Genomic DNA, 12,044 nt, shown 5'->3' with positions numbered 1-12,044 from the left:
GAAACGGACACCCCACGATGGCGACCGCCCTGACCGACCCCCGGCCGCACCAGCGCCGGCTGCCCGCCGCGCTGCGCGCCCCCGTCGAGGCCCGTACCTGGCGCGAACTGCTCCACCTGCTGCTCAACCTGCCGATGGGCATCGTCGGCTTCTGCTACATGGTCACCATGACCACGCTCGGCGCCGGGCTGCTGGTCACCTTCCTCGGGGTGCCGGTGCTCGCCGCGATGCTGGCCGGCTGCCGCGGCATCGGGGTGCTGGAACGGCTGCGGGCCCGCACGCTGCTGCGGGCCGAGGTGGCCGAGCCGGAGCCGGTACGGCGGCGCCCCGGCGGGCTGATGGCCTGGGTGGGCGGCCTCTTCCGCTCCGGCGCCTCCTGGCGGCACGCCCTGTACTGCCTGCTGCGCCTGCCCTGGGGCGTCTTCACCTTCACGGTCGCCACGGTGTGGACGACGGTGTGCTGGTCGATGCTGTCCTACCCGCTGTGGCGGTGGGTCTTCCCGGCCTACGTCGACCAGCCCGGCATCCAGCTGTACGGGGACGGCCGGGGCCACGCGGTGTACCTGTCGGGGTCGGCGGAGCTGGCGGCGACCGCGGCCGTCGGGCTGCTGCTGACGCTGGCCTGGCCGTGGGTGGTGCGCGGGCTGGCGTCGGTGGAGGCGCTGCTGGTGCGCGGGCTGCTCGGGCCGTCGGAACGGGTCAGCCGGGTGCGGGAGTTGGAGTCGGACCGGGGCGTGGTGGTGGACACCGCGGCGGCCGATCTGCGCCGGATCGAGCGGGCCCTGCACGACGGTGCCCAGGCCCGGCTGGTCGCCCTCGCCATGGAGCTGGGGCAGGCCAAGGAGGTGGTGCGGGACGATCCGCGGGCGGCGGTGCGGCTGGTGGAGTCGGCGCACGGCGAGGTGAAGACCGCCCTGCAGGAACTGCGTGACCTGGCCCGCGGCATCCACCCGGCGATCCTCACCGACCGCGGCCTGGGCCCGGCGCTGTCCGCGGTGGCCGCCCGCTGCCCGGTGCCGGTCACCGTCGCCGTGGACCTGCCCGCCCGCCCCGCGCCGGCCATCGAGGGCATCGCCTACTTCACCGTCTCCGAACTGCTGGACAACGTCGGGCGGCACAGCGGCGCCCGCACCGCCGGAGTAGAGGTGTGGCGCTCCGGCGACCGGATGCTGGTCCAGGTCACCGACGACGGCCACGGCGGCGCCCGGCCCGGCGCCGGTGCGGGGCTGGCCGGGCTCGCCGCGCGGCTGGACTCGATGGACGGCGTGCTGACGGTCGACTCGCCGGCGGGCGGCCCCACCCGGATCACCGCGGAGCTGCCCTGGCGCTCGTGACGCGCACGCGTGCGCCCCAGTCCGTCCCCGCACCGGCGTCGCCCCGGCACCCGCGGCGCCGATGCTGGGATGCTGTGGTGGTGGCCGGCGGACGCCGGGCGCGACGACGCGACGGGACTGGGGGCTGCGGCTCGTGGAGGACAGGGTGCGGGTGGTCATCGCCGAGGATTCGGTGCTGCTCCGGGAGGGGCTGACCCGGCTGCTCACCGACCGGGGGCACGAGGTGGTGGCCGGGGTCGGCGACGCCGACGCGCTGCTGAAGGTGGTCGGCGAACTGGCCGCCGACGGCGTACCGCCGGACGTGGTCGTGGCCGACGTGCGGATGCCGCCCACCCACACCGACGAGGGCGTGCGCGCCGCCGTCAGCCTGCGCCGCGACCATCCCTCGATCGGGGTACTGGTGCTCTCCCAGTACGTCGAGAGCGAGTACGCCACCGAGCTGCTGGCCGGGTCGACCCGGGGCGTGGGCTACCTGCTCAAGGACCGGGTGGCCGACGTGCGGGAGTTCGTGGACGCGGTGGTGCGGGTGGCGGCCGGCGGCACCGCGCTCGACCCGGAGGTCGTCGCCCAGCTGCTCGGCCGCAGCCGCAAGCAGGACGTGCTGGCCGGGCTGACGCCACGGGAGCGCGAGGTGCTGGCGCTGATGGCCGAGGGGCGCACCAACTCGGCCGTCGCCAAGCAGCTGGTGATCTCCGACGGCGCGGTGGAGAAGCACGTCGGCAACATCTTCCTCAAGCTCGGGCTGGCGCCGAGTGACGGAGATCACCGACGTGTCCTGGCCGTTCTCACCTACTTGAACTCCTGATTGTTGACACCGTGGCGGCTGGACGAGGAAGTCCGCGGCGCGGAGGACGGAAATAAAACCGGTCGGGCCGGCGTTCGACCAAGGTTGGGGACGAAAGGGGTTCGGGGGGTGACCGGGTTCATGGCGGCGACGCGCGGCGACGCGGATCGGGCAGGCCGGCACAGCGCGGCCGCCCGCCATGCGGGACACCCCGGTAAGGTGACCCTCACCCCCGTACCATGGCCGGTGCTACCAACGGTAACGGCCGAGGCGTTCTCCGCGAGCCGCCGCCCCGAGGGAGGTCCACTTCAGTGACCAGCCAGGTCAGTAGAACAGCCGAGCAGGCCGTGGCCGGCGAAGCGCGCACGGTGCCGAGCAAGGAAATCAGGCGTCTGGACCGGGTGGTCATCCGGTTCGCGGGCGACTCCGGTGACGGTATGCAGTTGACCGGCGACCGGTTCACCTCGGAGACCGCTTCGTTCGGCAACGACTTGTCGACGCTGCCCAACTTCCCCGCCGAGATCCGGGCGCCGGCCGGCACGCTGCCGGGCGTGTCGTCGTTCCAGGTGCACTTCGCCGACCACGACATCCTCACCCCCGGCGACGCCCCCGACGTGCTGGTCGCCATGAACCCGGCGGCGCTCAAGGCCAACGTCGCCGACCTGCCGCGCGGCGCGGAGATCATCGTCAACACCGACGAGTTCACCCCCCGCGCGCTGGCCAAGGTGGGGTACCCGGCCAGCCCGCTGGAAGACGGCTCGCTGGACGGCTACGCGGTGCACCCGGTGCCGCTGACCACGCTGACCGTGGAGGCCCTCAAGGAGTTCGGGCTCACCCGCAAGGAGGCCGAGCGCAGCAAGAACATGTTCGCGCTGGGCCTGCTGTCGTGGATGTACCACCGGCCCACCCAGGGCACCGAGTCCTTCCTGCGGTCGAAGTTCGCCAGGAAGCCGCAGATCGCCGAGGCCAACATCGCCGCGTTCCGCGCCGGGTGGAACTTCGGGGAGACCACCGAGGAGTTCGCCTCGGTCTACGAGGTCGCCCCGGCCGGCGCCGCCTTCCCGGCCGGCACCTACCGCAACATCTCGGGGAACCTGGCGCTGGCGTACGGGCTGGTGGCCGCCTCCGTCCAGTCCGACCTGCCGCTCTTCCTGGGGTCGTACCCGATCACCCCGGCCTCGGACATCCTGCACGAGCTGTCGAAGCACAAGAACTTCCGGGTGCGCACCTTCCAGGCCGAGGACGAGATCGCCGGCATCGGCGCCGCGCTGGGCGCCGCGTTCGGCGGCTCGCTCGCGGTGACCACCACCTCCGGCCCCGGCGTGGCGCTGAAGTCGGAGACCATCGGCCTGGCGGTCAGCCTGGAGCTGCCGCTGCTGATCGTCGACATCCAGCGCGGCGGACCGTCGACCGGGCTGCCCACCAAGACCGAGCAGGCCGACCTGCTCCAGGCGATGTACGGGCGCAACGGTGAGGCCCCGGTGCCGATCGTCGCCCCGGCCACCCCCGGCGACTGCTTCGACGCGGCGCTGGAGGCGGCCCGGATCGCGCTGACCTATCGCACCCCGGTCTTCCTGCTCTCCGACGGCTACCTGGCCAACGGCTCCGAACCCTGGCGGATCCCGGAGATCACCGACCTGCCCGACCTGCGGGTGCGCTTCGCCACCGAGCCCAACCACGAACTGGCCGACGGCACCAAGGCCTTCTGGCCCTACCAGCGCGACCCGCACACCCTCGCCCGTCCCTGGGCCGTCCCCGGCACCCCCGGCCTCGAACACCGCATCGGCGGCATCGAGAAGCAGGACGGCTCCGGCAACATCTCCTACGACCCGCGCAACCACGACCTGATGGTGCGCACCCGGCAGGCCAAGGTGGACGGCGTCGACGTCCCCGACGTCACCGTGGACGACCCCGACGGCGACGCCACCACGCTGGTGGTCGGCTGGGGCTCGACCTACGGGCCGATCACCGCCGCGGTGCGCCGGGTACGCCGTGAGGGCCACCCGGTCGCCCAGGTCCACCTGCGCCACCTCAACCCGTTCCCGGCCAACCTCGGTGAGGTGCTGCGCCGTTACGACAAGGTGATCGTGCCGGAGATGAACCTCGGTCAGCTGGCCCACCTGCTGCGGGCGAAGTACCTGGTGGACGCCCGCTCCCACACCCAGGTCACCGGTCTGCCGTTCAAGGCCGAGCAGCTCGCCGGCGCCATCACCGCCGAGATCACCGCCACGTCCACGCAGGAGAGCGCGCATGTCTGAGGCACCCGCCATCGGCCACCCGCCCGCCGCCGGCCTGCCGGCGCTGTCGCTGGTGCCCAAGTCGGAGGTCAAGCAGTCCGCCAAGGACTACAAGTCGGACCAGGAGGTCCGCTGGTGCCCCGGCTGCGGCGACTACGCGATCCTCGCCGCCGTCCAGGGGTTCATGCCCGAGCTGGGCCTGGCCCGGGAGAACGTCGTCTTCGTCTCCGGCATCGGCTGCAGCTCCCGCTTCCCGTACTACATGAACACCTACGGGATGCACTCCATCCACGGCCGCGCCCCGGCGATCGCCACCGGTCTGGCCACCAGCCGCCGCGACCTGAGCGTATGGGTGGTCACCGGCGACGGCGACGCCCTGTCCATCGGCGGCAACCACCTGATCCACGCGCTGCGCCGCAACGTCAACCTGAAGATCCTGCTGTTCAACAACCGCATCTACGGGCTGACCAAGGGCCAGTACTCGCCCACCTCCGAGGTCGGCAAGGTCACCAAGTCGACGCCGATGGGCTCGCTGGACGCGCCGTTCAACCCGGTCTCCCTGGCGCTGGGCGCCGAGGCGTCCTTCGTCGCCCGCACCATCGACTCCGACCGCAAGCACCTCACCTCGGTGCTGCGCCAGGCCGCCGCCCACCCCGGCACCGCGCTGGTCGAGATCTACCAGAACTGCAACATCTTCAACGACGGCGCCTTCGACGCCCTCAAGGACAAGACCGCCGCCCAGGACGCGCTGATCCGGCTGGAGCACGGTCAGCCGATCCGCTTCGGCGCCGACGGCGGCAAGGGCGTGGTCCGCGACCCGGCCACCGGTGACCTGAAGGTCGTCGAGGTCACCGCGGCCAACGAGGCCGACGTGCTGGTGCACGACGCCCACGCCGCCTCGCCCACCACCGCCTTCGCCCTCTCCCGGCTCGCCGACCCCGACACCCTCCACCACACCCCCGTCGGGGTGCTGCGCGACGTGGCACGCCCGGTGTACGACACCGCCATGGCCGACCAGCTCGACACGGCCGTGGACCGCCAGGGCAAGGGCGACCTCGCCGCGCTGCTGGCCGGCGGCGACACCTGGACGGTCGTCGGCTGACGCCCGGCAGGCCCCGGCCGTACGGGTGCCCGGCCGCTGCGTCTCCCCGACGTAGCCGCCGGGCACCCGTATGACTGGTACATGGCCGCCTCCGAGACCACCTTCACCCGGGACCGGTACACCTACCGCCTCAAGCGCCTGCTGCTCGGCCCGCCGCTCATCACCGAGCAGCTCAGACAGGAGAAGCTCTCCAACCCGCTGGCCCTGGGGGTGCTCGCCTCGGACTGCATGTCCTCCACCGCCTACGGCCCGGAGGAGATGCTGCGCATCCTCGTCCCCGTCATCGGCACGGCCGCGTTCTCGCTGCTGATGCCGCTCACCGGGGCGATCATGTTCGTCCTGCTGCTGCTCACCCTGTCGTACCGGGACGTGGTCACCGTCTACACCCGGGCCGGCGGCTCCTACGTGGTGGCCCGGGAGAACTTCGGGCCCAACGTCGCGCAGATCGCGGCGGTGGCGCTGCTGATCGACTACATCGTCACCGTGGCGGTGCAGACCGCGGCCGGCACCGACGCCCTGATCTCCCTGGCCCACCTGGCCGGCGGCGGCTTCACCGGGCTCGCCCACTACAAGACCCCGCTGGGCGTGGCCGTGGTGCTGGTGCTGATGTACGGCAACCTGCGCGGCATCCGGGAGGCGGGACGGACCTTCGCGATGCCGGCCTACCTGTTCATGGCCGCGGTCGCGCTGATGCTGATCGTCGGCGCGGTGCGCTTCGTGCTCCACGGCCACCTGCCCCACGCCGACCTGCGGGCCCCCGGCGCCCTCACCTCCGGCACCCCGGGCGGGGGCGTCTTCTACGGCGCCGGCGTCTTCATCGTGCTGCGCGCCTTCGCCAACGGCGGCTCCTCGCTGACCGGCCTGGAGGCGATCTCCAACAGCGTCTCGGCGTTCCGCGAACCGCAGGGGGTCAACGCCCGCCGCACGCTGGTGGCGATGAGCTGCGCGCTGGCCGTGATGGTGCTCGCCGTCTCCGCGCTGGCCCACTTCACCCACGCGCTGCCGTACGCCGGCGGCAACCCCACGGTCATCGCGCAGGAGGCCCATCTGCTCTTCGGCGACGGCTGGGTGGGCACCGCCGGTCTGGTCTACGTCCAGCTCGCCACCGCGCTGATCCTCTACACCGGTGCCAACACCCCGTTCAGCGGCTTCCCGTTCCTGGCCAGCTTCGTCGCCGAGGACAGCTTCCTGCCGCGCCAGCTGACCCGGCGCGGGCACCGGCTGGCGTTCTCCAACGGCATCGTGGTGCTGACCGCGCTCGCGCTGGCGCTGCTGGTGGTCACCGAGGGCAACGTCGACCGGCTGGTGGCGCTCTACGCCATCGGGGTCTTCACCGGGTTCACCATGGCCGCCTCCGGGCTGACCGCCTACCACCTGCGGCGCCAGGAGCCGGGGCGGCCGTGGAAGCTGGCGGTCAACGTGGCCGCGACCATCGCCTCGGCGCTGGTGGTGCTGATCTTCGCGGTCACCAAGTTCACCGAGGGCGCCTGGCTGGTGGTGATCGTCTTCCCGCTGGGGGTGTGGGCGCTGATCCGCATCAACCGCCAGTACCGCTCGGAGTCGGCGGCGCTGGAGGCGATGCCGGTGCCCGGCGCCGACCGGCCGTCCTGGCGCCGGCACATCGTCTACGTCCTGGTCGACAGCCTCGACCTGGCCACCGTCAAGGCGCTGCGGTACGCCCACCGGCTCCGCCCGGACGAGCTGCGCGCCGTGCACTTCATGGTGGACGAGGGCCACGCCCGGCCGCTGATGGAGAGCTGGGAGGAGACCGCGGGCACCACGGTTCCGCTGGAGGTGGTCGAATGCCCCGACCGCAGGCTGCGCCGGGCCGTGGTCGACCTCGCCGCCCGGACCACCGAGGACGGCCAGACCGCGCTCACCCTGCTGGTGCCCCGGCGCACCTACGCCCCGGTGCTCGGCCGGATCCTGCACCGGGGCACCGGCGACCAGATCGCCAAGGCGGTCGAGGAGCTGCCCGACGTGGCGGTGACCATCCTGCCGTTCGACGTCGAACGGGCCGTCGAGGCGCTGGCCGCCGGGCGCACCCCCGAACCGGACTGACGCACCGTCAGGCGGTCACGTCCCGCGTGGTCAGCCGCGCCCACGCCGCCGACCCGAACACCGCCACGTACAGCGCCTGCGACCCCAGGTCGCGCCGGAGCCCGTCCCACGGCACCGGCGAGCGCAGCAGATCGGCGAAGCTGAACCAGTAGTGCGGGAAGAGGTACGGCTGGACGGCGTGCAGTTGCGGAACGCCGTCCATGATCTGCGCGGTGATCACCACCCCGACCGTGGTGGCCATGGCCGCGATGCCGCTGTCGGTGACGGTGGAGACGAAGAGCCCGAGGGCGGCGACCCCGGTCAGCGAGAGCGCCACCACGGCGGCGATCAGCGCGGCCCGCAGCAGCCCGTCGGTGAACGGCACGGTGGTGCCCGAGATCAGCGTGACGTCGCCGAGCGGGAAGAGCACGGCCCCGGCCAGCAGCGCGAAGAGGGCCACCACGGCGGTGGCCACCGCGCAGAAGACCAGCACCGAGACGAACTTCACCACCAGCAGCCGGGTGCGCCCGGCCGGGGCCACCAGCAGGTAGCGCAAGGTCCCCGCGCTCGCCTCGCCGGCCACCGCGTCCCCGGCCACCACCCCGACCGCCATCGGCAGGAAGAACGGCAGCGTCACCGCGAGCGAGGTGAACACCAGGAAGAGCCCGTTGCCGGTCACCTCGGCGATGAACGCCGGGCCGCCGCCGTGGCCGCCGTGGGTCTGCGCCTTGACGGCCACCCCGACCAGCACCGGCACCGCCGCCAGCACGGCGAGCAGCACCAGGGTGCGGCGGCGGCGCAGCACGGCCCCCAGTTCGCTGCGGAGCAGCCCCAGCGACCACAGCGGGCCCGGCCGGACCGCCGTCTCACCCCGCGACATCGAACCCCTCCCCGGTGAGCGCCACGAACGCCTCCTCCAGCGAGGCGCGTTCGGCCCCGAAGCCGCGTACCCGCACCCCGGCGGCGACCAGGGCGGCGTTGATCGCCGCCAAGTCCGGTGGGTCGGGCGGGAGTTCGCCGGTGACCCGGCCGTTCTCGGCGGTCACCCCGGTGACCGCGTGCTCCCCCAGCACCGCCACCGCCTCGGCCTCGTCCGGTGTGGTCACCGTGAGCCGGTCGCGGGCGCCGGCCGACAGCTCCGCCACGGTGCCCTGCACCATCAGCCGGCCCCGGGACATCACGGCCACGTGGCTGCACAGCTGCTCGATCTCGTCCAGCAGGTGGGAGGAGAGGAAGACGGTGGTGCCGTCGGCCGCCAACTCCCGTACCAGGGAACGGATCTCCCGCATCCCCTGCGGGTCGAGGCCGTTGGTGGGCTCGTCGAGCACCAGCAGTTCGCGGGGGCGCAGCAGGGCGGCGGCGAGGCCGAGGCGCTGCTTCATGCCCAGCGAGTAGGCGCGGGCCCGGCGGCCGGCCGCCGCGGTCAGCCCGACCCGGTCCAGCGCGGCGGAGACCCGGTCCCGCCGGGTGGCCGGGTCCGCGGTGGGGTCGGCGCTGTCGTACCGCAGCAGGTTCTCCCGGCCGGTCAGATGCGGGTAGAGCGCGGGCCCCTCGATCAGGGCGCCCACCTTGGGCAGCACCCGGCGGGCGGCGTGCGGCATCGGCTCGCCCAGCAGCCGGACGGCCCCCGCGTCGGCCCCGACCAGGCCGAGCAGCATCCGGATGGTGGTGGTCTTCCCCGAGCCGTTGGGCCCGAGGAAGCCGAAGACGCTGCCGCGCGGAACGGTCAGGTCCAGTCCGTCGACAGCGAGGCGCCCGCCGCGGAAGCGCTTGGTCAGACCGCGCGTGGCGATCACCGCGCCGGGCGCCCCGTCCATCTGCCGGACCCCTCCTACTTCGCGGCCGAGCCGGCCGCCTTGACCAGGGCGTCCTGGGTCACCGCGCCGGCGTAGACCGCGCCCTTGTCGGTGATGAGGACGTTGACCAGCCGGGTGTTGATCACGGTGCCGGAGCCGAAGGCGCCGGTGACCCGGTGGCCGAGGCTGCCCAGCAGGTCGAGGCCGCCGCCCGCCTTGCCGGGGGCGCCGCCGCCGTGGGGCAGGGCGCCGGGGGCACCGTCGAGCTTGACCACGGTGTCCCAGCCGGTGCCGAGCGTGTTGAGGCCGGACCCGTCGCGGTGGCCGTGGCCCGGGCGGAACGCGCCGTGCGGCAGCTTGTCCCCCGGCGCCTTGCCGCCCTCGTGCGCCGCGCCGCCCTCGGTCACCTTGGCGCCCTTGGGCACGGTGAACTCGAAGGTGCTCGCGGCCGGCTTGCCGAAGTCCACCTTGGTGTAGCCGATGTCGACGGCGGCCTTGGCGCTGCCCTTGGGGGTGAGGGTGAACCGCAGCGGGGCGCCGTTGTGCGCGTCCACCGCGATCCGCACCGAGTCCACCGTGGTGTCGGCCTGCTTGGGCCGGATCACCAGCTGGTAGGCGCTGCGCCCGGCGACCTCGGCGGTGTCGCCCACCGAGACGGAGGTGGTCGGGCCGACCGCCTTGAGGATCTGCCGGGCGGCCTCCTGCGGGGTGGCCGGCAGCCGGTCGTCGGGGGCGCCCTTGGCGTGCCGTTCCCGGGCCCCGGCCGGCTCGGTGGCGTGGAAGACCGCGTTGCCGGCGCTGTCGTACCCCCACACCTGGGTGCCGTTGTGGACGAGGGTGTACTCGGAGGTGCCCTCGACGATGGACAGCCGCTGGCGGTCCGGGCCGTCGGCGGCCACCCGCAGCGTGTGGTCGCCGGTGAGCAGCCCGGTCAGCCGCGTCGTGGGGTCGGCGGCCGACCCGTCGCCGCCCTTGGCGCCGTGGCCCTGGACGGCACCGGAGCCGAAGGGGCTGCCGCCGGTGGCGCCGCCGAGGTTGCCGGCGAGCCCGTCGATCCCGGCCGGCAGGCCGAAGTCGGTGCTGATCTTCACCGAGCCGGAGACGGTCTGCACGTCGGAGCCGGCCACCTTGGCCAGCAGCTGTTCGGCCGTCACATGCGGCAGCGCGGGGCCCCCGCCGGTGGTGGCCAGCGCGGTGCCCAGGCCGATGGTGGCCGCCGCCACCCCCGCCACCGCGACCGGTACGCCGTAGCGCACCAGCTTGCGGCGGCGGCCGAGCCCGGCGTCCTCCGCGAAGTCCGCGTTCCCCCCGAAGTCCTCACCGGGCTGCGGCGGTTGGATCGGTGCCATTGCCTACCTCCGTCGTTGGCGGCGGTCCGACGGCGCGTGGGACCGCTCGCACACGTCCACCTCGGGCCCATTGTGGCCCGAGCCCCTATGGATCGTGTGTTCATCACACCAAACGTGGCACCGCATCACATCAACCCATGGGATCAACCCCGGGTACTCCGCCGGTATGACGGTGGGCGAGGGTTCTCAGGGTCACCGGAACGGGGCCGGCCGCGGTGATCCCGCGTCGGGGCCGGTCGGGAGGTGGTCCGGGCGGCGGGCCGGAGGCCGGCCCGGGGGCGGATCACCCCGCGCGGTGCACCACCGCGTCGCACAGCGCCGCCAGCGCCTGCTTGGCGGCGCACTCCGGCAGCGGCGCGAGCGAGGCGCGCGCCGCGTCCGCGTACCGCAGGGTGTCCCGGCGGGCCTGCTCCATCGCCGGGTGGGCGCGCAGCAGCCGCAGCGCCTCGGCGTGCCGTTCGTCGTCGGACAGGTCGCTGTCGAGCAGCTCGACCAGGTGGCGGTCGGCCGGGTCGGCCGCCGCGCCCGCCTTGGCCACCCGGGACCGCAGGTGGAGCACGGGCAGCGTGGCGATGCCCTCGCGCAGATCGGTGCCGGGGGTCTTGCCGGACTCGTGGCTGTCGCTGGCGATGTCCAGCAGGTCGTCGGCGAGCTGGAACGCCACGCCGATCCGCTCCCCGTACTGGGTGAGGGTGTGCACCACCGTCTCGTGGGCGCCCGACATCATCGCGCCGAACCGCCCGGCCACCGCGATCAGCGAACCGGTCTTGCCGGCGAGCACCTCCAGGTAGTGCTCGATCGGGTCCTGGCCCTCCCGGGGCCCGGCGGTCTCCAGGATCTGACCGGTGACCAGCCGCTCGAACGCCTCGGCCTGGATGCGTACCGCCTCCGGACCCAGGTCGGCCAGGGTGTGCGAGGCGCGGGCGAACAGGAAGTCACCGGTGAGCACCGCCACCGAGTTGCTCCAGCGGGCGTTGGCGCTGGGCACCCCGCGGCGCACGGTGGCCTCGTCCATCACGTCGTCGTGGTACAGCGTGGCCAGGTGGGTCAGCTCCACCACCACGGCCGACGGGACCACCCCGGGGGCGTGCGGGTCGCCGAACTGCGCCGCCAGCAGCACCAGCAGCGGCCGGAACCGCTTGCCACCCGCCCGTACCAAGTGCTGAGCCGCCCCGTTGATGAACGGAACGTCGCACTTGGTGGCCTCCAGCAGGCCCTCCTCGACGTCCGCCAGGCCCGCACGGATGTCGGTATCGAGGTCCTGGTCGCGCACGCTCAGCCCGAAGGGCCCGACGACGGTCACGAGGGGAACTCCTGTCGCTGATTGGGTCACGTGGCCCCGAGCCCCCGGCAAGGCTCTGTGCCAATAGTTGCAGCGTATCCGGTCCCCTATGGATCACTA

9 protein-coding genes are annotated in these 12,044 nt (G+C 73.3%); 5 read left to right on the top strand and 4 right to left on the bottom strand.

Annotated elements, in window-relative coordinates:
- Nucleotides 1-17 precede the first annotated feature (17 nt).
- The 5 genes from SCATT_RS16540 (at nucleotide 18) to SCATT_RS16520 (ending at nucleotide 7,518) form a co-directional block, all read left to right on the top strand.
- Nucleotides 18-1,334, top strand: a complete 1,317-nt coding sequence (locus SCATT_RS16540) for a sensor histidine kinase (protein WP_014144228.1) — start codon at nucleotides 18-20, stop codon at nucleotides 1,332-1,334.
- A 145-nt stretch (nucleotides 1,335-1,479) separates the two neighbouring features.
- Nucleotides 1,480-2,139, top strand: coding sequence for a response regulator transcription factor (locus SCATT_RS16535; protein WP_041824806.1), 660 nt, complete (start codon nucleotides 1,480-1,482; stop codon nucleotides 2,137-2,139).
- A 290-nt stretch (nucleotides 2,140-2,429) separates the two neighbouring features.
- Nucleotides 2,430-4,376, top strand: coding sequence for a 2-oxoacid:acceptor oxidoreductase subunit alpha (locus tag SCATT_RS16530; protein WP_014144226.1), 1,947 nt, complete (start codon nucleotides 2,430-2,432; stop codon nucleotides 4,374-4,376).
- The gene (locus tag SCATT_RS16525; RefSeq protein WP_014144225.1) at nucleotides 4,369-5,457 is read left to right on the top strand and encodes a 2-oxoacid:ferredoxin oxidoreductase subunit beta; all 1,089 of its coding nucleotides are present in this window, start codon (nucleotides 4,369-4,371) and stop codon (nucleotides 5,455-5,457) included. Before SCATT_RS16530 ends, SCATT_RS16525 begins: the two co-directional genes overlap by 8 nt.
- Before the next feature lie 81 nt (nucleotides 5,458-5,538).
- The gene (locus SCATT_RS16520; RefSeq protein WP_014144224.1) at nucleotides 5,539-7,518 is read left to right on the top strand and encodes an APC family permease; all 1,980 of its coding nucleotides are present in this window, start codon (nucleotides 5,539-5,541) and stop codon (nucleotides 7,516-7,518) included.
- Between the two features lie 7 nt (nucleotides 7,519-7,525).
- On the opposite strand, the gene SCATT_RS16515 is transcribed toward SCATT_RS16520, so the two are convergent.
- From SCATT_RS16515 to SCATT_RS16500, 4 genes are all read right to left on the bottom strand, one after another.
- Nucleotides 7,526-8,377 carry an ABC transporter permease gene (locus SCATT_RS16515; protein WP_014144223.1) on the bottom strand — a complete coding sequence of 284 codons (852 nt, stop codon included), beginning with the start codon at nucleotides 8,375-8,377 and terminating at the stop codon, nucleotides 7,526-7,528.
- A complete protein-coding gene (locus tag SCATT_RS16510) occupies nucleotides 8,364-9,314 on the bottom strand; it encodes an ABC transporter ATP-binding protein (RefSeq protein ID WP_014144222.1) in 951 nt (316 codons plus the stop codon). The genes SCATT_RS16515 and SCATT_RS16510 overlap by 14 nt, the downstream gene beginning before the upstream one ends.
- Before the next feature lie 14 nt (nucleotides 9,315-9,328).
- Nucleotides 9,329-10,642, bottom strand: a complete 1,314-nt coding sequence (locus SCATT_RS16505; protein ID WP_014144221.1) for a LolA family protein — start codon at nucleotides 10,640-10,642, stop codon at nucleotides 9,329-9,331.
- A 283-nt stretch (nucleotides 10,643-10,925) separates the two neighbouring features.
- A complete protein-coding gene (locus SCATT_RS16500) occupies nucleotides 10,926-11,945 on the bottom strand; it encodes a polyprenyl synthetase family protein (RefSeq protein WP_014144220.1) in 1,020 nt (339 codons plus the stop codon).
- Nucleotides 11,946-12,044: the final 99 nt, after the last annotated feature.

It is taken from the genome of Streptantibioticus cattleyicolor NRRL 8057 = DSM 46488, from assembly GCF_000240165.1.
Classification (GTDB): Bacteria; Actinomycetota; Actinomycetes; order Streptomycetales; family Streptomycetaceae; genus Streptantibioticus; species Streptantibioticus cattleyicolor.
Note: the sequence above shows the minus strand (reverse complement) of the source record. Positions and strands in the feature narration are given on the sequence as shown.

Coding starts and splice junctions, on each gene's coding strand:
- SCATT_RS16540 (WP_014144228.1), top strand. CDS start 18: ATGGCGACCGCCCTGACCGACCCCCGGCCGCACCAGCGCCGGCTGCCC.
- SCATT_RS16525 (WP_014144225.1), top strand. CDS start 4,369: ATGTCTGAGGCACCCGCCATCGGCCACCCGCCCGCCGCCGGCCTGCCG.
- SCATT_RS16520 (WP_014144224.1), top strand. CDS start 5,539: ATGGCCGCCTCCGAGACCACCTTCACCCGGGACCGGTACACCTACCGC.
- SCATT_RS16515 (WP_014144223.1), bottom strand. CDS start 8,377: ATGTCGCGGGGTGAGACGGCGGTCCGGCCGGGCCCGCTGTGGTCGCTG.
- SCATT_RS16510 (WP_014144222.1), bottom strand. CDS start 9,314: ATGGACGGGGCGCCCGGCGCGGTGATCGCCACGCGCGGTCTGACCAAG.
- SCATT_RS16505 (WP_014144221.1), bottom strand. CDS start 10,642: ATGGCACCGATCCAACCGCCGCAGCCCGGTGAGGACTTCGGGGGGAAC.